This is a genomic window from Synechococcales cyanobacterium T60_A2020_003 (genome assembly GCA_015272205.1).
In the GTDB taxonomy this organism is placed as follows: domain Bacteria; phylum Cyanobacteriota; class Cyanobacteriia; order RECH01; family RECH01; genus JACYMB01.
Genome location: JACYMB010000322.1, coordinates 1 through 22,041, shown reverse-complemented (window position 1 = coordinate 22,041; position 22,041 = coordinate 1). Strand labels below are relative to the sequence as shown.

At 52.1% G+C, this 22,041-nt stretch carries 18 protein-coding genes, 1 tRNA gene and 1 pseudogene; 11 read left to right on the top strand and 9 right to left on the bottom strand.

Annotated elements, in window-relative coordinates; all coding sequences use genetic code 11:
* Positions 1-147 precede the first annotated feature (147 nt).
* From frr to IGR76_15880, 3 genes are all read right to left on the bottom strand, one after another.
* A complete protein-coding gene (gene frr / locus IGR76_15890) occupies positions 148-696 on the bottom strand; it encodes a ribosome recycling factor (GenBank protein ID MBF2079951.1) in 549 nt (182 codons plus the stop codon).
* Complete coding sequence (locus tag IGR76_15885) at positions 683-1,411, bottom strand: UMP kinase (protein ID MBF2079950.1); 729 nt, start codon at positions 1,409-1,411, stop codon at positions 683-685. The genes frr and IGR76_15885 overlap by 14 nt, the downstream gene beginning before the upstream one ends.
* 64 nt (positions 1,412-1,475) lie before the next feature.
* Positions 1,476-2,030: a thioredoxin family protein gene (locus tag IGR76_15880; GenBank protein MBF2079949.1), complete on the bottom strand. Its 555-nt coding sequence runs from the start codon at positions 2,028-2,030 to the stop codon at positions 1,476-1,478.
* A gap of 283 nt (positions 2,031-2,313) precedes the next feature.
* On the opposite strand from IGR76_15880, the gene nagA reads away from it, so the two are divergent.
* Positions 2,314-3,489: an N-acetylglucosamine-6-phosphate deacetylase gene (gene nagA, locus IGR76_15875; GenBank protein ID MBF2079948.1), complete on the top strand. Its 1,176-nt coding sequence runs from the start codon at positions 2,314-2,316 to the stop codon at positions 3,487-3,489.
* 320 nt (positions 3,490-3,809) lie between these two features.
* Here the strand turns inward: nagA and IGR76_15870 are convergent, their stop codons facing one another.
* From IGR76_15870 to recN, 3 genes are all read right to left on the bottom strand, one after another.
* Complete coding sequence (locus IGR76_15870; GenBank protein MBF2079947.1) at positions 3,810-4,022, bottom strand: hypothetical protein; 213 nt, start codon at positions 4,020-4,022, stop codon at positions 3,810-3,812.
* Between the two features lie 20 nt (positions 4,023-4,042).
* Entirely contained in the window at positions 4,043-4,945 is a 903-nt protein-coding gene (locus IGR76_15865) for a filamentous hemagglutinin N-terminal domain-containing protein (GenBank protein MBF2079946.1), read from the bottom strand.
* 103 nt (positions 4,946-5,048) lie between these two features.
* A complete protein-coding gene (gene recN, locus IGR76_15860; GenBank protein MBF2079945.1) occupies positions 5,049-6,908 on the bottom strand; it encodes a DNA repair protein RecN in 1,860 nt (619 codons plus the stop codon).
* A gap of 667 nt (positions 6,909-7,575) precedes the next feature.
* On the opposite strand from recN, the gene IGR76_15855 reads away from it, so the two are divergent.
* Positions 7,576-8,532, top strand: coding sequence for an RNA polymerase sigma factor, RpoD/SigA family (locus IGR76_15855; GenBank protein ID MBF2079944.1), 957 nt, complete (start codon positions 7,576-7,578; stop codon positions 8,530-8,532).
* A gap of 396 nt (positions 8,533-8,928) precedes the next feature.
* On the opposite strand, the gene IGR76_15850 is transcribed toward IGR76_15855, so the two are convergent.
* A tRNA-Ser gene (locus IGR76_15850) sits at positions 8,929-9,013 on the bottom strand.
* 276 nt (positions 9,014-9,289) lie between these two features.
* Here IGR76_15850 and IGR76_15845 point away from each other — a divergent pair.
* The 6 genes and pseudogenes from IGR76_15845 (at position 9,290) to IGR76_15820 (ending at position 15,630) form a co-directional block, all read left to right on the top strand.
* Entirely contained in the window at positions 9,290-9,670 is a 381-nt protein-coding gene (locus tag IGR76_15845; protein MBF2079943.1) for a 2Fe-2S iron-sulfur cluster binding domain-containing protein, read from the top strand.
* A 7-nt stretch (positions 9,671-9,677) separates the two neighbouring features.
* Positions 9,678-10,508 (top strand): inositol monophosphatase, encoded by an 831-nt coding sequence (locus tag IGR76_15840; protein MBF2079942.1) that lies wholly within the window; start codon positions 9,678-9,680, stop codon positions 10,506-10,508.
* 66 nt (positions 10,509-10,574) lie between these two features.
* Complete coding sequence (locus IGR76_15835; GenBank protein ID MBF2079941.1) at positions 10,575-11,495, top strand: J domain-containing protein; 921 nt, start codon at positions 10,575-10,577, stop codon at positions 11,493-11,495.
* A gap of 147 nt (positions 11,496-11,642) precedes the next feature.
* Positions 11,643-12,875 carry an ATP phosphoribosyltransferase regulatory subunit gene (locus tag IGR76_15830; protein ID MBF2079940.1) on the top strand — a complete coding sequence of 411 codons (1,233 nt, stop codon included), beginning with the start codon at positions 11,643-11,645 and terminating at the stop codon, positions 12,873-12,875.
* Positions 12,876-12,896: 21 nt separating this feature from the next.
* Entirely contained in the window at positions 12,897-13,808 is a 912-nt protein-coding gene (locus IGR76_15825) for a transglutaminase family protein (protein ID MBF2079939.1), read from the top strand.
* 247 nt (positions 13,809-14,055) lie between these two features.
* A pseudogene (locus IGR76_15820) lies at positions 14,056-15,630 on the top strand (glycosyltransferase family 39 protein).
* Positions 15,631-15,670: 40 nt separating this feature from the next.
* On the opposite strand, the gene IGR76_15815 reads toward IGR76_15820, so the two are convergent.
* Complete coding sequence (locus tag IGR76_15815; GenBank protein ID MBF2079938.1) at positions 15,671-16,846, bottom strand: glycoside hydrolase family 10 protein; 1,176 nt, start codon at positions 16,844-16,846, stop codon at positions 15,671-15,673.
* Positions 16,847-17,022: 176 nt separating this feature from the next.
* Here IGR76_15815 and IGR76_15810 point away from each other — a divergent pair, with 176 nt between their 5' ends.
* Complete coding sequence (locus IGR76_15810; protein ID MBF2079937.1) at positions 17,023-17,238, top strand: hypothetical protein; 216 nt, start codon at positions 17,023-17,025, stop codon at positions 17,236-17,238.
* A gap of 89 nt (positions 17,239-17,327) precedes the next feature.
* Here the strand turns inward: IGR76_15810 and IGR76_15805 are convergent, their stop codons facing one another.
* The gene (locus IGR76_15805) at positions 17,328-17,729 is read right to left on the bottom strand and encodes a response regulator (protein MBF2079936.1); all 402 of its coding nucleotides are present in this window, start codon (positions 17,727-17,729) and stop codon (positions 17,328-17,330) included.
* Between the two features lie 559 nt (positions 17,730-18,288).
* On the opposite strand from IGR76_15805, the gene gyrA reads away from it, so the two are divergent.
* Both gyrA and IGR76_15795 read left to right on the top strand, forming a co-directional pair.
* Positions 18,289-20,811 carry a DNA gyrase subunit A gene (gene gyrA / locus IGR76_15800; GenBank protein ID MBF2079935.1) on the top strand — a complete coding sequence of 841 codons (2,523 nt, stop codon included), beginning with the start codon at positions 18,289-18,291 and terminating at the stop codon, positions 20,809-20,811.
* Between the two features lie 869 nt (positions 20,812-21,680).
* Positions 21,681-22,041 (top strand): hypothetical protein (locus tag IGR76_15795; GenBank protein ID MBF2079934.1); only part of this gene is annotated, 361 nt, incomplete at its 3' end.

Genomic DNA, 22,041 nt, shown 5'->3' with positions numbered 1-22,041 from the left:
GTATACCGAGCTTTCTAGGTTCCAGAGCTACGTTTAGTTAGGACTCTCTCCTTATTCGTAAATGGATGTGTTCTGACTACCGTTCCAGAATTCCTGAACCCTTGTGGATGGATTTTGCCTTTACAAGGGTTCAAGCGAACTATTGCCCTAAACGGTAGTAATGTCTACTTCTTTTTCGGCTAACAGTTCATCAATTTTCCCGACATATTTGTCAGTAATTTTCTGAATACTGTCTTGGAGGTCACGAGATTCATCTTCTGAAATTTCGCTGTTTTTCTCCTGCTTCCGGACGGTGTCAACGGCATCCCGTCGAATATTCCGAATGGAGACTTTGCCTTCTTCGGCAATTTTGGCCGCAACTTTCACCAATTCTTTCCGACGCTCGCTGGTCAACGGTGGAATATTTAACCGAATTACAGAACCATCATTATTCGGCGTTAACCCAATGTCAGACATCATAATCGCCTTTTCGATCGCGGCTACGCTGCTGGGGTCAAACGGCTGAATGGTGATGGTACTTGCATCCGGGGTATTGATGCTCGCTAAGGACTTCAACGGCGTGGGTGAGCCATAGTACTCCACGTTTACTCGGTCTAGGATTGCCGCATTGGCTCGACCCGTCCGAATTGTATTAAACGATCGCTGCGTTGCCTCGATCGATTTCTGCATATGCTTTTCAAGTTCATCTAACATCACACGAATCTCCCACAATCGTTCCAATGGGTTCTCCCGTGATCGCACGGCAAATGTTGCCTTGCACCGAGAGATCAAACACAATAATCGGAATACTGTTATCTTTACACAGTGCGATCGCTGTACTGTCCATAACCTTTAAATCGTGGGTCAAGACATGGCTATAGGTCAAGCTGATGAACCGACGCGCCGCTGGGTTTTTCTTGGGATCGGAGTCATAGACGCCATCCACCTTGGTGGCCTTGAAGACAACCTCGGCGTTGATTTCGGCGGCTCGTAGCGCTGCTGTCGTATCGGTCGTAAAGAAAGGATTTCCCGAACCTGCCCCAAAAATCACGACTCGCCCCTTTTCGAGGTGACGAATCGCGCGGCGACGGATGTAGGGTTCTGCAACTTCCTGCATTTCAATGGCAGTCTGGACTCTAGTGGGGATTTCCAATCGCTCTAAGGCATCCTGGAGCGTCATGGCGTTCATCACCGTCGCGATCATGCCAATGTAGTCAGCGGTGGCTCGATCCATTCCCCCGGCTGCCCCCTTGATACCACGAAAGATGTTGCCACCTCCAACCACAATGGCAACTTGTACACCGCTACGAACGACTTCGGCGATTTCTTCAGCAATACTGTGCACCACTGATGGGTCGATTCCAAAGGCAAGGTCACCCATCAGCGCCTCACCACTCAGTTTCAGCAGAATCCGCTGGTAAGCCGTCCCCATGCCACGAGTCCTCTTTAAATTTTGTTTCCAATTAAAGATAACAGCAGAGCCGCACCCTTTGGCATCAGTGCCCTAAATTTCGCCACTTGATCGCGCATCCCACCGCCTGGATTGAGGGGATTGTGATGGATTGATCGGTCAGCAGTTGGGCGATCGCATCTCGGAGATAATACTGACTCATGGTCGTAGCTTGAGCGCTATCGGCGATCGCCCCTCGGTAGCACACAATGCCTTTGGAGTTAATCAGAAACGCTTCTGGCGTACAAATCGCACCAAAACTTTGGGTGACGTCCTGGGTTGTGTCTCTCAGATAGGGGAAATTAAGCTGAAACCGAGTGGCAAACTGCTTCATATGCTCAAAGCTATCGTCTGGCGAGAGGTGCTCATCGTTGCCGTTGATGCCGATGAGTGTGACGCCGTGTTCCCCAAACTCGTGCTGGGTATGTTTGAGAAATTCTAACGATGCTTGGACGTAGGGGCAATGATTGCCCATGAAAATGACTGCTACTGCGTAATACTTGTCGAGGTAAGGCCGCAAATGGTGGACAGTGCCATCCGTAGCGGGCAATTCAAAATCTGGCGCGTAATCGCCAATCTGGGTTCCTTTAATGATGCTCATCCTAATTCAGACTATGGCGACTTCAGCGATAGAACTATGGTGAGAGTATCCAAACCCTCTGGGGATAAGACGTTTGGAGGGGTACTCAACGGGCTCACAACTGGGGGACATTGAGTTGTGTGATGTCTTAACGATAGCAATTTCGATAGCAATAGATGTAAAACTTGGGACATCAAGATGCGTTGGTGTGGCTTAACTCTAGGATGGAAGGATGGGGTCACAATGCCACGCCGTCATCCTTATCCCCATTTCTTAAGTTTCAGTGACAGAATCCAACAAAACCATGTACGCCCTAACCCACAGCATTCTCCATACCTCCTCCGACACGCTGACCAATCATGCGGTGCTGATTGACGGGCAACGGATTGTCGATGTAGTGGCGATCGCCCAGCTTCCGACGGATTGCCCCCAAGTTGATCTTCAGGGTTGCCATGTCGCTCCAGGGTTTATCGATCTCCAGCTCAACGGCTGTGGGGGAGTAATGTTTAACGACACGATCACCGCTGAAACCCTAGACACCATGCACCGCACAAATCTGAGGAGCGGTACAACCAGCTTTCTGCCGACCCTGATCACCACCTCGGATCAGGATATGGAACAGGCGATCGCCCTTGTCGCTGATTATCGCAAAACCCATCCTTTGTCGGTACTTGGCCTCCATCTCGAAGGGCCTTATCTCAATCCCAAACGGAAGGGAATTCACAACGAAACCTATGTCCGCACGCCCGATCCTGCCATGATCCAACACATCGCGGCGGCTGGACGGGAGGTTGTCTGTTTGGTTACCCTTGCGCCAGAGATGGTTCCGGTCGCAGACATTCAACGCTTAACGGAGGCAGGGATTATCGTTTCCGCTGGGCATACAGATGCCACCTATGAAGAGGCGATCGCTGGTTTTGATGCGGGTGTTCGCATGGTGACTCATTTGTTTAACGCGATGTCGCCTTGGCAGGGACGACGCCCCGGAGTCGTGGGTGCGACCTTTGACCGACCGGATATCTACGCAGGGATCATTGCTGATCGTCAGCACGTTCATGATGCGTCCATTTCTCTTTCCCATCGGCTCAAGGGGGAGAAGCTGATCCTGGTTACAGACGCGACCCCTCCTACCGGAACCCAAATGGACTCTTTCTGGATTGGGGGACAGGAAGTATTTTATCGCGATGGCAAATGTATCTCGGCAGAGGGAACCCTGGGTGGCTCAGCCTTGACGATGATGGAGGCGATCGCCAATTGCGTTCAGCACATGCATATCTCTCTGGATGAAGCCCTCCGCATGGCGTCTCTTTATCCAGCGCAACTGCTCGGCATGGATGATCAGATGGGGGCGATCGCACCAGGGTATCTGGCAAATTTGGCGATCTTTGATGACCAGTTCGCCATGGTGGAGACTATCGATCAGGGACAGCGGATCGGGTTACGGAACCCTAGCGCTTTGGGGGGTGCGATCGCGCCATAACTTGCCAAAATACAAATCCGGCAAAGGCAATGTAGCCGAAGACGGTGAGCCATTCCATCCAGTTTGGTGAGAGGGTAATCATAGATGAGTCCTAAATCGTATCCGTAGGTGGCGTTGCGATTATACCGGACGACCCGAAGGCTTGGGCGGCCTCATCATCAAAGGTGCGAATGTCTTGATAAGACAGGTCAGGCTTTTTATCCAGTTTGGCGATCGCCACAGGGGCAAGTGCTCCCGTTCCATCTCGATCAAAATAGAGATAGCCGCTGGTGTCGTTGTAGATAAAGCGGTGGGAGGCTTTAGTGGCGCGATCGCCTATTTTAAACTGCGATTTCTAACGTCACGGTTTGGAAAACCGCTCCATCGCTCAGCGAAAGCTGATTCCCTTCAAACACCAGATCGCCACCCTCCCCAGTGGAGTTGAGTTCGGCACTCGTATACAAACCGCTACCGTAGCGCTGTCCCAAATCTCCCTTAATCAGACGACCGTTGCGGGTTGCACTGCCCGATAACTCTGCCCGATTAACCCTCACCCGCAGATTCCCGGCATCCCCTACTCCGAAGGTGGTGGTAGATATAAAGACGCATCTGCAAGAACGACCTCATCGCCTTGAATCTGTAAACCTGCACTACCATCTCCATCCACCACCACCGTTGCGAACCCCTCAAAGCGGATATTCTGAAACGTGGAGGTTTCTGAATAGTCAAGCTGAAACCCGGATGCCGTCGGTGCAATGGCAATAAAGCCATCCTCCCCTATGCTCCCTAACTCCATTCGTCCGCTCGGTGCCGTTGCCGCGCCTCCCGAAAATAAAAGATTCCCACCGACCAGTGCCAGCGTTTGACGTGGTAAAACCGTTAACCCATCAATAAATCTATCCCCCGTAGCATCGACTAAAGAGGCATTTTCTATGCTGCCCGGACGCTGACCAAACTGAAGCCCAATAGGCACGTTGACATTCAAAATAGGGGCATCTTGGGGATTTGCCGCACTAAACACAGTCCCATCTTCAAACCGGAAACTCTCTGCGGTTGTTGCCAGGAACGAGCCTCCCAATCGCAACGACGCATTCCGCCCAAACACAATGCCGTTGGGATTTAGCAAAAACACATCGGCATTGCTGAGCCTTCCGTTCTCTTGCAAAATCTCAATGGCACCGTTGATGGACGAGGCTGCATTCCCGGTCACGCGCATCAAGATCAAATCAACGGCAGGGTCAATGCCCCGAAACGATGCCTCCCCCCGATTGGGTACGGAGAATTCCCTAAAGCTATGAAACAATAGGCGATCGCGCCGCGTGCCCTCTCGAATCACAAATCGTCCTGGGCGACGTTCGTCCACACGGGAGGGGGTTGATAGGGTGTCATCCGGTCGAATCTGGGCCTGAACCGCAGGTATCCAACCGCAGACCACCCCAACGCTGATTACAAAGGTGACGCGATCGCCCCACCGCATAGTCCTAACTTGAGTCCCTATCCACGTCCAAGTAGCTTCAGGCTAACCCTTCCCAAAACCTACCCCCGTCAATCGTTACAAAATGTGAGGATTCCCATGAGAATTACAGGGCTTTAGGCGATCGCTTGCTCGACGACCGGGATCGAGATGACGATCCCTTTCGAGGGGAGGTTTTCTTACCTTGAACGACGGATAGGACGACTGGCGGTGTAGCTGTATCGCTCGGTTGATCGACGGTCTCTCCAGCGAGATCGTTTTGCTGACTCCGGAGCGATTCCGCAAACGCCAGCATTTCATCACTATTTGATCCGCCAGCCAGTTGTGCTAATTCCTCCACGCGCTGACGATCATCCAACGCCGCAACCCTAACCACCGTTCGCACTGCATCATCCCCCGACAGAACGGCCACCTCGTCCACAATCTCTTTGCGAACATGGAAGTGGTAATCGGCCTTCACTGCAATTAAGTGTTGATGGGTGACGCATAGCACCTGCTGCCGACGACTAATCTGGTGCAGTTTTTCGGCGATCGCCTGCGCCACCCGTCCTGAAACGCCCGCATCCACCTCATCAAACACCATCGTCCCCACTCGATCCACCTGGGACAAACAAGTTTTGAGTGCCAGTAAAAATCGGCTCATTTCGCCACCCGATGCCGTTTCAGACAAGGGCTGGAGCGGTTCACCCGGATTGGGACTGAACAGGAAGATGACGCGATCGCCTCCAGTGGCGGAAAAGGGACAAGCGGCAATTTCTACCTGAAACTGCACATTTTCCATCGCCAGCGGCTTCAGTTCAGCCAACAACTGCTGTTCCAGGGTCGCGGCGGCCTGTTTCCGGAGATCGGTTAGGGCAGCACAGGCTACTTCCAATGCTGCATAACGCTGGGTATAGAGTTCTTCGAGAACTTCTAACGATTGACCGTGATCGCTCAGCTTATCCAAGTCGGCCTGCACCTGCTGACTATGGGCGATCGCCTCCGCCAAGGTGGGGCCATACTTCCGGCAAATCTGCTTAAGCTGCACCAGGCGTTCTTCCACGATCTGCAACCGTTCTGGATCGGTTTCCAGGGATTCCCCATAGGCATTAATGGCTCGTCCCGCCTCCTCCACCTGATTTAGCGCACTGGTCACCATCTCCAAAATCGACTCAATGCCTGGATCGTACTGCACCATATCTTGCAGCACAGCCTCCGCTTGCCCCAACAAATCGGCACAGGCCACCCCACCGCTGTCGTTTTGATAGAGAATCTGATACGCCTGATAGCTATGCTGCTGCAAATCTACACTATGGCTCAGCCGTTGCCGCTCTTGCTCAAGCTGCTCCATCTCATTCGGATCATCCAGCATGGCGGCAGCTAGTTCACGGGCTTGGTACTCAAACAAATCAAGCTGCTGCAAACGCTGATGTTCCACCTGGCGACGTTTTTCGAGGGCTTGGAGCGATCGCTGCATCTCCCCATAGGCTCGGCTCACATACTCCCGCTGAGTCAGCAACGCACTCCCGCCAAATCCGTCTAGCCATTCTCGTTGCAAGCTTGATTGACCTAACTGCGTGGTTTGCCCCTGGGCGGTAATCTCAACCAGCTTTTCGCGCAACGATTGCATTTGCTGGCGATTCATCAGGATGCCATTCACGCGCGATCGGTTACGAACACCATTGGGACTAGCTACCATGTCGCGGCTACAGACGAGCGAGGTTTCATCAATGCGCTCAATCTGTTGTTCATCCAGCCACGCAATCAAGTCGGGATTGAGGGCAAAGGTGGCTTCTACCAGCGCTCGTTCACAGCCGGCCCTCAGCATTCGGCTGCTAACCTTCCCACCCAAGGCCACATCCAGCGCATCTAAAACGATCGATTTGCCTGCTCCTGTTTCTCCGGTGAGAATATTCAGGCCAGCCCCAAACTCAATCGTTAGGCGATCGACCAGGGCAAAATCTTCAATCCGCAAGGACACTAGCATAAGCGCTGTTCGCAGGGTATGATAAGAACAAAGTTTTAGTACCTTCGTACTAAAACCATATCAGATCTACGCAGCTCTATGCAGCCTTTTACCCCAATTCAATTGTTAAGAAAATTGGAATTATGTTTGCCAATCCTTCTCACAGAAGATGGCACTGCCTGTTTTGTTTTATAGGATGCAGTTGGTGATCAAGAAAGACAATAGCCTTAGCTATTAAAAGATAAGAATCCTATTATCCATACAAACCTATACCCTTAGGGGTATGCATCTACTCTCAGGAATGTTACAATTATTTACACAAGCTGACGCAATTGAATTTTTGCTGGGGTAATTCATTGGGAATACACAGGTCATAGGAGTGGGTGCTTATCCATTTCGTTGGGTACGGGATTACTCATGTATCCAACGAGGTTAGCGGAAGTGCCTAAATCTTGGTCTCAATAGTTCCTGATTAGCCGCGTGTGAAATGCAGCGGACACTTCTACCGGAAATTAAAGCTTTCTCGCGGATAGTTTTTCTCCCAATTAACGTTTGCAGTCGCTGACTGTACGAATTTAATTCCATATCAATGGTTGTCAAGATACTGTCCAGCCTGGTTTTAATGACTGGATTGCCCAACCGTTTTTCACATCATCATGTCCCTCAACGCAGCCTCCCAAAAGATCCTATGAAAGTGACTAGCAACTCTACCGATCCAGTACGTGCCTATCTCCGGGAAATTGGTCGTGTTCCCCTACTTACCCACGAGCAAGAGATTGTTTTGGGCAAGCAGGTTCAGCAATTAGTTGCTCTGAATGCGGTGCGCGATCAGTTGGCAGAAAGCCTTGATCGGGAGCCAACGTTAACTGAATGGGCGACAAAGGCCGAAATGACCGAAGACGCCCTGCAAAAAGCGATCGCCCAAGGGGAACTCGCCAAGCGCAAAATGGTGGAGGCGAATTTGCGCCTCGTGGTTTCCGTGGCGAAAAAGTACATCAAGCGCAACCTAGATCTGCTGGACTTGATTCAGGAAGGCACGATCGGGATGCAGCGGGGTGTGGAGAAGTTTGATCCCACCAAGGGCTACCGCTTCTCAACCTATGCCTATTGGTGGATTCGGCAAGCTATTACACGGGCGATCGCTGAAAAGGGACGCACCATTCGCCTGCCGATTCACATCACGGAAAAGTTAAATAAAATTAAGAAAGTACAGCGTCAGTTAGCGCAGACCCTGGGTCGTGCGGCGACGGTTGCTGAACTTGCGGAAGAGTTGGATCTCACCCCCAAGCAAGTCCGGGAGTATCTCGAAAAGTCGCGACTGCCGCTATCTCTAGATCTACGGGTGGGGGATAACCAAGATACGGAACTAGGCGAGCTGCTAGAGGATACGGGGCCTTCTCCAGAGGAGTTTGCGGCTCATTCTGCTCTGCAAACAGAGCTTAAAGAGCTTTTAGCAGAATTGACTCCCCAACAGCAGCAAGTGTTGTCCATGCGATTCGGCCTAGAAGATGGTCAATCGATGACGTTGGCTAAAATTGGCGATCGCCTCAGCATCAGCCGCGAACGAGTGCGCCAGATAGAGCGAGAAGCCCTTTCAAAGCTGCGGAAGCGTAAGGGGCAGGTGCGGGAATACCTTGCCAGCTAATAGGTACTCTTACTTCCGGCTTGGATTGCAGAACAAGGGATTTAAGACCTTGCCCAAGGACATCATCGGTAATTTTAATCCAGAGGGTTGGTAAAGGTTGTGGATTTAATTAAGTCCGGATTCTTGGGTTAGGAGGCGCTAGCGCAGCGTAACGCATTGTTCCTGGGAATTGAATGCGTTACGGCGATCGCCTAACACTGCAAAACGTGGTTTTATAGCTGTTGCCAGCTAGCTTAGGACATGGACATTTTGGTGGGGCGGCGAAGCCGCCCCACCAAAATGTCCTAACCGATATGGCTAGCACTATACTTTATTCTCATTCCTAGAAGGGTATTTTTAACCCAAACCTTAAGATCTGAAGGGGGCGCATTTTCACGTGTGCCCCCTTCATTTTGACGGAGAGAGAGGGATTCGAACCCTCGTTAAGTTGCCCTAAACAGCATTTCCAGTGCTGCGCCTTCAACCACTCGGCCATCTCTCCAAATTGTGCGTAACCTTGAGTGAATTTAAGCGTGCTAAATTCAACCCACAAGATAGGTATGTTACCAGAGTTCAGGGGGTTATGGAAACATTGGCGAAATTTTCTTTGGCGATCGCCCCCATACTGATCCGCTTAACAGTCTATGATACATACCTAGTAGCCCTGATTTCGACCACGCAGAATTTGAGTTACGGTAACTGACGTAGACGACGCTGCACCGTCATGGCCTCTGCCCACTCCCGCGTTACCTTTAGTTTTCTACTGTATTGCTTTATCATGACCGATCCAGCCGCTGACACATTTTCAATCTGTATCCACAATCGCCAAACAGGTACCCAGCACTCTGTGCGCGTACCGAGCGATCGCTACATCCTCCATAGTGCCGAAAACCAAGGCGTTACCTTACCCTTCTCGTGCCGGAATGGGGCTTGTACGGCCTGCGCCGTTCGTGTGCTTTCTGGAGAGTTGTATCAACCGGAAGCAATGGGACTTTCCACCAGCTTGCAAGACGAAGGATACGCCCTACTGTGTGTGAGCTATCCGCGTTCCGATCTCGAAGTGGAAACCCAAGACGAAGACGAAGTGTATGAACTCCAGTTCGGTCGTTACTTCGGTCAAGGCAAAGTGCGCCGGGGACTGCCCCTAGACGAGGATTAAGGCTAGCATGACCCAACCCACCGACCTGCAAGTATTTCTAGACATCGCAACCGAGGCGGCTCTCGCTGGCGGTGCGCAACTGCAAGCCTATTGGGGCAAGCTAGAGTCCATCCATGAGAAAGGACGGCCCGGTGACCTGTTAACCGAAGCAGACCAAGCGTCCGAAGCTGCCGTGCTTAGCGTGATTCAACGCCATTGTCCATCCCATGCCATCTTGGCCGAGGAATCCGGCGCACTGGGCGATCCGTCCAATCCGTTTCGGTGGGCGATCGATCCCCTGGACGGTACCACCAACTACGCCCATCAGTATCCCTTCTTCTCGGTTTCCATTGGTCTGCTGATTGACGGGATTCCCTCTGTTGGTGTAGTGTTTGATCCCTTTCATAACGAGCTATTCCGGGCGGCCAAAGGCTTAGGCGCAACGCGCAACCGACAGCCGATGCAGGTTTCCCGAACGGCAGACCTGGCAAAAAGCTTGTTAGTGACGGGATTTGCCTACGATCGCCGTGAAACACCGGATAACAACTATGCCGAATTTTGCCACCTCACCCACCTCACCCAGGGAGTGCGGCGGGGAGGATCCGCCTCGATTGATCTGGCCTATGTCGCCTGTGGACGCTTGGATGGGTACTGGGAGCGGGGGCTATCCCCGTGGGATTTGGCCGCAGGTGTCGTCCTGGTGGAAGAGGCTGGAGGCCAAGTTACTGCGTATGACGGTCGCGAGCTTAAACTAGAAACAGGGCGCATCTTAGCCACCAATGGACGCATTCATTCGGCATTAAGTACCCAACTCCTGAACGTGAAACCTTTGCTAGAATTCATTCAACCCTCATTGTGATCTAGCAGACGCGTTTCCTAAACGCTGGTTATCGATCGGTCATCCTCACCCTTGAGATAGTGCAGCATGGTGTTCAAATTAGAGCAAGGCTTATTCGGACTGGATTTCACCGATCATCACGCTGTGCTTGGCGTATCGGTGGATGCAGACATTAAAGAAATTCGCAAACGGTATTTGAAAATTGCGCGACGGCTTCATCCGGACAGTTCAGCCCTTAAAGATGATGGCGATCGCCAGCGGGCTCATGAGCTTTTGTCAAAATTGGTGAACCCGTCCTATGAGTTTTTATCTCAAGAGAAGAATTTTGCGGAGCAGATGATTTTGCTCAAGATAAAGGGGGAGGAAGCTCAGCGACAGCAGGAAACCATTATGTTGACGAGTGATCGGGCACGACAGCTTGCTTCTTCGCCAAATCTAGAACACCTCTACACAACCTCCCTAGCTGATTTGACAGAGAGCCAGTACGATGATTTGGATCAAATGCTAACAGTGATCGGTCAAGTCAGTGAGCTTAATCTGGTCTATTTGATGCGGCGAGGTAGCACAGGAACAGCGCCGACTCCGAAAGCAGCCAGTGCTAACTCCACTGCCCCTATCGCGTCCCCTTCGGCGAAAAATCCCACTGTGCCGAGCCGGGATGAACTCGTGGATAGCTTTATCCGGCGCTCGGAAGGGTTTGAGAAAAAACGGGACTATGCCAAAGCCATTTTGGAATTGCGAGAAGCCCTTAAGATCAAACCCACCAACGCAGACTGCCATAGTCGTCTGGGCGCAATTTACCTGAAAACGAAGCAGCCTACCATGGCGAAAATCTATTTCAGCAAAGCCTTGGAACTTAATCCCCAGGATGACATTGCGAAGGCCGGACTGCGATCGCTCGATCCGAATGCGGCCTCTCCGTCCAAGCAGTCAGATCCGAGGGCTAAGGCATCGGATTCAAAACCTGGTGGCGGGCTGTTTGGCCTATTTGGCGGCAAGAAGAAGTAAGATTGATTTTCGGCTTACTCAGGATCAAGGGATTACATCATAATTGGGGTCGTCGTCCAGTACGCTAGTGAGAGACGGCCAACCTTGAACTGGGCTTGCGCTGTCAGGCACATACTGTTACTTTGCCTCAATGTTGACTTCAAACGCATGATTTACCAGCCTCCTACCGGTGCTCGCGATCTGTTTCCCCTGGATGTGGCCCAAAAGATTTGGATCGAAACTCGTATCCAGCAAGTCTTTCAGCGCTGGGGCTACCACCGCATCATCACCTCGACCCTAGAGCGCATCGACACATTAATGGCAGGGGGAGCGATTGAGCGATCAACCGTTATTCAGGTGCAGGGGATGGATGATGAGTTTTTGGGATTGCGCCCAGAACTCACTGCATCCATTGCACGAGCCGCCGCCACCCGCATGGCGCGCAGTACCCGACCGCAGCGACTGTACTACAACGCCAACGTTTTCCGGCGATCGCCCGGTCAACACCACAATCGCCAGCATGAGTTCTACCAGGCGGGAGCCGAACTTCTGGGGAGCAGCGGCACGGTTGCCGATGCTGAGGTTCTACTCCTTTTGGCCGATTGCTTAACCCAGCTTGAACTGAATCAATGGTGCTTGATCCTGGGGGATGCCGGACTGACGCGATCGCTCCTCTCTAGTTTCCCTGCTGATATCCGGGATGCGGTGCGGGAAGCGATCGCCAATCTCGATCGGATCGCCCTGGACGAACTGCCCCTATCAGCAGAGCAGCGATCACATGCCTTGATGCTACTGGACTTGCGCGGGCATCCCGCCGATGTTTTGCAACGGGTATCCAGCCTAGACCTCAATCCAGACCAGCGGGCAGCGGTTAATAATCTCAAATCTCTGGTGGAATTGCTGGCTGACAATGCAGAGTTTGCTCAGGGTGATCAAGGCGCATCCCTCGTGCTGGATCTCAGCCTAATTCGCACGTTTGATTACTACACGGGCATCGTGTTTGAAGTGGTCAGTGCCAGCAGCAGTGGGCAGCGCGTGATCGGTCAAGGCGGACGCTACGACCAGTTGCTGGGTCTTTATCATCCCAACGGACAGAGCGAACCGGGGATTGGCTTCACCCTGGATATTAGCGAGTTGCATCAGCTCATGCTGCCCACCGGACTCTTACCCTCGGAAACGCCAGCCAGTGATTGGCTTGTGGTTCCGACAACTCCCCAAGCCTACAGTCATGCCTTTGCCTATGCCCGTAAAATTCGCACCGCCGCTGCCTTAGTCCGTGCAGAAGTGTATCTCAACGACGGAGCTGATCGGGACACGGTACGGCTCCATGCCCAGCAACGGTCCATTCGCCAAGTTGCCTGGATTGGTGCGGATGGCGGCGTCAATATTGAAACGGTGTAGGATGGGGTGGAATCCGGCGCAATGACTGTTATTTATGACCTAGAGCACATCACTACCTACCGCTACAGGCAGCCCGTGACCTTCGGCGAACACCGCGCTATTTTCTTGCCACGGGCAGGGCATAATGGCCGCCTCTTGCATTATTCCTTGGAAACCAGCGTTCCATCCCAGGTGCGCTGGATGATGGATACTCTTTCGAATAGTGTGGCCGTTTTGCAATTGAGTGAACCTGCGGATGCCTTAACGGTGACCTATCGACTCACCGGAGAACATTTTGGCGTTAAGGCGATCGCAGACTTTTCTCTGGAGAGTCGGGCGGAGGAGGTGCCCGTGCAGTATACCCCCGATGAATGGACGGATTTATCCATTTTCATGCGGCCTCATAGCCCCGATCCAGAGGGACGTGTTGCCGCTTGGGCCAAGCACTTTGTGGCGGGGGATCAAGACAATACCCTGGATGTACTCCAACGGATGATGGATACCATCAACAACACCCTAGGATATCAAGCCCGCGAGACGGAAGGCACGCAAACGCCTGACGAAACGCTGCGGTTGCAGTCGGGTACCTGCCGTGATTATGCGTGGCTGATGATGGAAGCCTTGCGCCGTTTAGGATTTGCCTGTCGGTTTATCAGCGGCTATCTCTACGATGATGCCCTCGACGGCGGTGAGGTCGGCATGACCGGTTCAGGCGCAACCCACGCATGGTTACAGGTATACCTACCCGGTGCCGGGTGGCGGAGCTATGATCCCACGAACCGAATTACGGCAGGCTTCGATTTGATTCCAGTGGCGATCGCCCGTCACCCAGGTCAAGTGATACCCCTCTCTGGCTCTTGGTTTGGCGAAGCTGGCGATTACCTGGGCATGGAGGTCAACGTTATGATTCGGAAGCGGGGCACCTTGCCGGAGTTCGAGACTGTTTCGGCGTGATCGATGCCGTTGGCGATCGCCTCATACCAATTTCAAAAATTCCGGTTATAGATGGGGGTTAAGGGGGCTGTGCCCCCTTGTGGAGAACTACGTTCCCCACGCCCCTCCTCAATTATCTGTAGCGCTTATTTAGAGAATTGGTATCAGATCATCATCGGGTTGCTTAGAATTTTCCAATCATTCACAGCAGAGGGGATATCATGGCGAAGTTCACCCTCTCTCGCGACTCTTCCGAAGGTTTACACCTATGCATCGGCACGCTTCGGCTCTGAATCGTCGGCACTGGATTGATCAGATTGAACAGTGGTCTGAACCGCTTTTAGTCATCAGCCTGCTGATTGCGGCTCTTGCCCTCTATACAATTGCGTTGGGCAACCTGCCCCTGCGGGACTGGGATGAGGGAACCGTCGCCCAGGTGGCGCGGGAAATTTGGCGGGCAAGCCCTGGCTCCCTCGCATGGCTGTATCCCACGGTGCATGGCGAACCGTACCTGAACAAGCCCCTGTTGATGCATTGGCTGATTGCGGCCACGTACCATTTGGGAGGCGTCCATGAGTGGACGAGTCGGTTGCCGAGCGCGCTCCTGACTGCGTGTTCCGTGCCGTTGCTCTATGGGATCGGGCGTGAAGTTTTCATGCGGCGATCGCCCGCCCTGTTCGCGGCGTTAATTTACCTCACGATGTTGCCCGTGGTACGCCATGGTCGCCTTGCGATGCTGGATGGTGCCGTCGTCTGTTTCTTCTTGTTGACCATGTGGTGTGTGCTGCGATCGCGGCGTGATCCCCGGTGGGCTTTGGGAATCGGCGTAGGCTTGGGGCTGATTGCCCTGACCAAAGGCATTATCGCCATTTTGTTGGGGGCGATCGCGATCACCTTTTTGCTGTGGGATTCTCCCCGCCTGCTCCGGTCGCTGTATCTCTGGCTCGGCATTTTCCTGGGGGTAATCCCGGCACTACTTTGGTACACGGCGCAATGGATGCACTACGGCGAGGTTTTCCTCAAAACCCATCTCATGACCCAATCCTTTAATCGGGTTGTGGAGTCGGTGGAAAATAATTCCGGCCCCCCCTGGTACTACCTACTGGAAATTTTGAAATACGGCTGGCCGTGGCTGCTCTTTGTGCCCCCAGCCTTTCAGATGGCTTGGCGGAATCGCACCCTCAGTTGGGCAAAGCTGGTGCTGGTGTGGACGATTGGCTACCTGGGCGTCATTTCGATCATGAGTACCAAGTTGCCCTGGTACGTGCTTCCGGTGTATCCGGCGATCGCCCTTGCCGCTGCTGTCCCGCTGAGTCAAATTTGGCAGAAATCTTCAGTGCTGACGGATGGCGAGCGCCCCACGGATATTCCCCTTGCTTGGCCGCTGCTGATCGGTCTGATTGGCATTGTAGGGTGGCTCGGCAGCCTTTACTTTGGTCTGTTTAGTGTGCCCCCTGAACGAGACTTGCAGCTTACGTTAGGAGCGGTAGGACTCACCATGACCGTGGCTACAGTACTCTTACTGCAACGCGATCGCCAGTTTGTGATAATTCTGCTGTGGGGTATGTATGTGTCACTGCTAGGGCTGATGGTCTCCCATCACTGGGTTTGGGAGTTGGCGGAAGATTATCCGGTCAAGCCTGTCGCGGCGATGGTGCAACAGTACAGCGAACCAGAACAGGTCATCTACACCTCCCATCCCCATAACCGTCCATCCCTGAACTTTTATAGCGATCGCCAGGTTCTAGCCGTATCCGATCAGCGATTGCGTCAACAATGGCAGCGCAACAGCGATCCGCGTTTTCTCGTCGATCGCAACGCCATGAAACGACTCAAGTTGCCCCAAGCGGACATTCTCGACACGGTAGACTCCTGGGTCATGCTTAAGCGGAAACAGGCACAGGCCAACGAATCGGCATCGATCGTTTATCCAGCACCGATGGACGCGCAGCGGGCGTGGGAAACAGCACCCGAAACGAGCGATCGCGATCGCCCAAGGATTCATAAAAGAAAAACGAGACCCCGGCAAACCCGCGTTCTCGTACCGTTTTCACCTGGTCTTGAACTATCGCCATATCGACAGGACGATTCTTCAGCCCTGTCAACACCCCAATTCCCAACGGAATGTGGGTTCGGATGGGTTCAATTTCAGGGCGCTCTAACTCCTCCACAAACCGATCGAGGTCACTGCGATAAATTTGGATAATGATCTCCTCGACCAACCCTTCCCGCTCCCATCGCCACCAGTCCTGCAAATAGGTTTCGTAGGCAAACTCACGGGGATTGGGCGAGAGCGCCACCAGGCAATCGGGACGGTTTGCCTTAATGGCGTAGAACACGCGCTTGTGCAGGTCTGTAATCTGATCTGCCCGCCACTGAACCCACTCCGGATCGGTAACGTCCGTGGGTGGAGACTGCCCATTATGCTCCTGTTGGTAGAGGGCGATCGTGTAATCGTCGTACCCCAATTCCACAGGCATCCCGAAGTGATCATCAAATTGGATGCCGTCCACCTCATAGTTCGCGGCAATTTCACTCACGAGGTCGATCATCAAGTTTTGCACCTGTGGATGATTCGGATTCAGCCACACCCGTGGATGCTCCCCTTCCATCACGATCTGACTCCCATCCTGACGTTGCGTGATCCAATCGGGATGGCGGGCAGCCAGTTCCGAATCGGCAGGAGCCATCAGGCCAAATTCCACCCACGGAACCACGGCCATCCCCAGCGCATGTCCTTCGGTAATCGCTTCTTGCAACATATCGCGATCGCGCAATCCTGGATGCGGATCAATCCCGACGCCTGTCGCCTGCTCTGCCACAGCACTGGGGTAGAGCGTGTATCCCCAGTTCCAAACTGTCGGGTAGACGGTATTAAAGTTCAAACGGTGTAAGCGTTGCATCGCCTGGTGCAAATTCTGTTGGGAAAACAGCACCTCGCTGTCAATGTTCGTGAGCCAAACGCCTCGCAGTTCCGGCAAGGCTCTGTAGGCAGACGGCATGGCAGGCTGGGCAACGGATAAGAGAGGATGCAGTAAGATGGCGATCGCCAGTCCCATCCCAACCCACAGCCAACGCCGTGTCCAATGCGATTGCGCGTGTCCCCGAATCACAGCTTTCACTCCTTAAAAATCCGCAGGGTCTGATCTAGCAACCATGTCGTTTCTAAACATACTTTGTTCCACTTAGCAGTGTCATATCAATCGTCCATGACGCGATAACGTCACCCCGCAGGATGAGAATCTATTTTCAAGGCAATGGTTCACGAGGCAACGGCATTACTCCCGGAATCACCATTAGGCATTTTCAAAGTAGCTTCCTACATGACTGCTACGAATGGGATGCTGAAACCGTTGACGAAGCCACCTATGTTCAACGTGAACCGGACAACTCAAACTTCAAAGTTGGAATCATACCCAATCCCAGCATTCTGCTCTACACTACCGCTTAATTCGCCCCCATACCCCCATACCTCATTCACGGCGATCGCAGGCTTTTTGACTATCTCTAATAGTTTTCATGTACTATAATACGTGTGTGCTATGACTCCTGAGGCAAGAGCGCCTTAATTTGATCCACAAATCCCTGGTGATCGACCACGGGTTTAGAGATGTAGTCATCTGCACCGCTTTGCTTGAGGAAGTGTTCACGATGCCCTTCCATAGCGTGGGCTGTCACTAAGATGATGGGCAAGTCAGCCGTTTGCGGATTTGTTTTCAACATCTGCGTGATCCGAATGCCGTCCACGGGCTGCCCCTGATACACACTGCGAGATAGCGAAACATCCATTAGGATGATGTCGGCTTCCCGTGCTTCAGCAATTTTCATCACCTCGTCCACGTTTTCCGTGTGTTTAACGGCGAATCCTCCACGTTTGATCAAAATCTTAGAGAATACACGCGCATTCACTAAATCATCCTCTACGATTAACACCGTTTGCATAACGTCTCCCCTTGCAATCCTCGTATCCAGGCGTTTTTCTCCTTCAATGGGGCATCAGAGTCCCAGAACAGGTTCTCAAGTTCTAGAGTGTCTTTTCCTAACCAGCCTGTAAAATTGCCGCAAGGCATTACACTCTATAGTGAACAAGCCCCTATAGTGATAAGCCTACCGTGACATGCCTACCGTAAACACTCCCTAGAGACTGTGAAGATTAGTTTTTTAGATGGTTTTTAGATGGATTGATGACCCTCTGCATGCTGAATTTCCTGTGGTATAACCGCTATGCCCACCCACGCCCTCCCAGCATCGGAGCGAAAAGACCCATATGTCTACATCAAAGCTTCATGCTTATCTTTCAATGCAAGATGCAAAAAAGCATCATACCCCCTATACTTTAGGCTCTCTATGAAACGTGAGATTCTTGATGTCTCCCATCGCCTTAGCAACAAACACAACGGCTACATCACAGATATTAGACCCTTTTTCAATCCACCGCTTTAACCTAGTATTCAACACAGACTTGTCTTCAAGTAGAGGATAGACCCAGAGGACTGAATTCATGGCACGGCAGCTTAACTTTCTTTCGTCAGGACAAATCGTTGCAACTCCACTTCATACTGAAGTCCAGCGATCGTACCTTGAATATGCCATGAGTGTGATCGTGGGTCGGGCTCTACCCGATGTACGTGATGGCCTCAAACCCGTACATCGCCGTATTCTTTATGCCATGCATGAGCTAGGGTTAACGCCCGATCGCCCCTACCGCAAATGTGCGCGTGTTGTGGGGGACGTACTGGGTAAATACCATCCCCACGGGGATCAGGCGGTATACGACGCCCTCGTGCGGATGGTGCAAGATTTTTCCAGTCGCTATCCCTTACTGGCGGGTCACGGCAACTTTGGATCGGTAGACAATGATCCACCCGCGGCCATGCGATACACCGAAACCCGTCTGGCTCCGATCAGCCATGAAGCCGTTCTTGCCGAGGTTAGCGAAGCCACCGTTGATTTCATCGCCAACTTTGACAACTCCCAACAGGAACCCGTTGTCCTCCCTGCCCAGCTTCCAATGCTGCTGCTGAATGGCTGTTCCGGAATTGCCGTGGGGATGGCCACCAATGTTCCTCCCCATAACATGGGTGAGGTGATTGATGGGCTGATTGCGATGATCGATCAACCGTCCATCACGATAGAAGAATTGATGGAATACATTCCGGGTCCCGATTTCCCCACTGGCGGAGAGATCGTCGGTACTGAGGGCATCCGGGAAGCCTACACTACGGGGCGAGGCAGCATTCCCGTGCGAGGGATCGCTGGCGTTGAAGAAATCCCAGGGGGGCGAGGCCGCCAACGACGCACCGCTATCGTGGTGACAGAATTACCCTATCAAGTCAATAAAGCGGCTTGGATTGAGAAAGTTGCCGATCTCACCAACCAGGGGCGATTGGACGGGATTTCCGATATTCGGGATGAGAGCGATCGCGACGGGATGCGCGTTGTGATTGAACTCAAGCGAGAGGCATCCCCAGAGCGGATTCTGGGCAATTTATATAAATTGACGCCACTCCAAAGCAACTTTGGGGTAATTTTGCTGGCATTAGCTAACGGTCAGCCCATGCAGATGAGCCTCAAGGACATCTTGCAGCACTTCCTCGATTTCCGCGAAGAAACCCTGACTCGTCAATACAGTCACGATCTAGAGCGCGTTGAGCAACGCATTCACGTTCTCGATGGGATGCTGGTGGCTCTATCCTACCTGGATGATGTCATTGATATTCTCCGGAATGCTCCCGATGGCACAACGGCCAAGATTACCTTGCAGAATCAGTTTGACCTCACCGAACGGCAGACCGATGCCATCCTCGCGATGCCTCTGCGCCGCCTCACAGGGTTAGAACAACAAAATATTCAGTCCGAGTTTGAAGACCTGAATCAACGCCGCCAGCAGTTGCAATTGCTCCTCAGCAATCGCCGGGAATTGCTCAAGGCATTGAAAAAAGAATTGCGATCGCTCAAAAAGAAATTTATAGATGATCGCCGTACCCGCATTCAAAGCGACGCTGAGAAGGAAGAAGAATCGGCACGCATTGCCCAGATTGTTGAAGAAGCAGAAACCGTTGAAGAAGAGGTCGTGCTGGAGTTTACCCAGCGGGGATATGTGCGTCGCCTCTCCCCCCGGTCTTACAAGCGTCAACAGGCAAAGCAGGAGGAACTGCTCGGCACATGGGAGGAGGTGGACGATCCCACCCTCCAGGTTGAAATGACTACGACCCAGCAAACGCTGCTGGTCTTTACGCGCAGCGGCAAGGCTTATGCCATCAATGTCGCCGACATCCCTCCCACCCCCCGCAACTCCCGGGGAACTAACGTCATGACCCTGCTGCCGAATACGGTTCATGAGAACGAGGAGGCGATCGCCACTCAACTCCTCATGCCTGCCCAGTTTGAAGACACCGATCTTCTACTGATCACCCACCAGGGTAAAATCAAGCGCTTACCGCTATCCGAGTTTGCCAGCATGACCGCCCGTGGGCTGACGGCTTTGAAATTGAAGGAGGGAGATGAGTTGAGCCACGTTGTCTTGGCGCAGTCGGGCGATCAGCTGGTGCTGGCAACACCGGGCGGACGGGTTCTGCGATTTATGGTTGATGATGAACAGTTGCCTTACATGAGTCGGAATTCCCAGGGGGTGTCCGCCGTGCGACTCATGAAGAAAGAACGACTGGCAGGATGCACAGTCCTACAAAACCACCAGAACGTGTTATTAGTATCAGCCCAAGGATACGCCAAACGGCTGCCTGTAACAGCACTACGCCTTGGTAATCGCGGTGATCTGGGATTGCAGGCGATCGTCTTTTCCGCAAAGACGGATACCTTAATTGGAATTGCGGGTGTTTCAGATCACGATAAAATTTTGCTACTCAGCAGTAGCGATCGCCTAATCCGATGTGCAGTGAACACGATCAAGATACATACCAAAGATGACCAGGGCGATCGCCTCGTAAAACTCAGTCGAGGTGAAAAAATAGTCTCCCTTGTGCAAGGAGTAGAGGGTTCTGACAAGGCCAGCGCAACGTCTTAAATCTGGATAAATAGACGATTCAAAATGCTTTCCATACGCCCAATTGAACAGGCATCAACGGATTCACCCCTGCAATTTGCTAAGAGTTCATGGAAATCTAACTTCTTTGCGCGATTAATTAATCTTTAATGAACTCTTAGTGAAACTACTGACTTTAGCACCATATTCAGCGACACTAAGTCTCGTAAAGGCACAGTCGCACTGCCCCCAATCGTTCAAAGTGCAGTTATAGCAATCCTATTTGGATTGTGAAACGTGCGACCCGACGGGTCGCACGTTTCACAACTCATCTTTTTCACAAATCACGTCGGAACGCTATGTCAATTGTTTTGCATAGTTTCTGACACAAAGGCTCATACTTCTGCTGTCGCGAAAAAACGGTTGTGATTGACACTATATTTTGAAATGTTGGTGTTCCTGAATCATCAGAACAACTTGCCTCTACCCATTGCATGAGTCTGCCGCCTATCATTTTGTTCTCTATTGTTATGGAGAAGGTATAGGTAGCAACTAAAGCTGAATCGGATTGGTGCAACTGCTGCAGTAACTGGGTTGTCGTTAGCGTAGTCTTACGCTGAACGTTACACAAGCCGACATAAATGATGTCATTCAAGGTCAGGATGGGCAACTTGTTTCAAGCTCAACGCTCTCTTTAAGATTACGAACTCCAAAACTTGACGCGAGACACTCAAGCAGTATCAAGACATAAGTTAGTTTTGTCTGAAGGTGTTTTCTTGATGATCTGTTTTTGAGGTGACTCAGTGATCACCTTCAATCGGATTACTCTCCCTCTCTGTAGGTACACTCATTGTGCCTGCCTCTTTGTTTAACTCTCTTTGTTCACTTTGATAGAAGGCAACAACGAAACGATGGCTGATCAACTTATTCGCCTGACAAATGCTGAAAACAATGCATCTGGACTTGTTCTCTTTACCAAAAAGGTAGCGTCCTCTAAGGGGCTCAAGGTAGAGTTCGACTTCTATATGTACGGTGGTACGGGAGGCGATGGCATAAGCTTTATGCTCCTAGACGCCTCCAAAGGAATCCCGAGTGGTCCTGGTGGTTTGGGAGGATCGCTTGGATACGCCAATCGCTTTGAAGAGCCGGGAATTAAAGGGGGATATCTCGGGGTTGGTTTTGATACATTCGGAAACTGGTCTAACCCTAGGCCGAAAAATGAACTACCCCGCCGCAAGCGGACGGGGTATCAGAATCAAAAAAGAGCAAGTT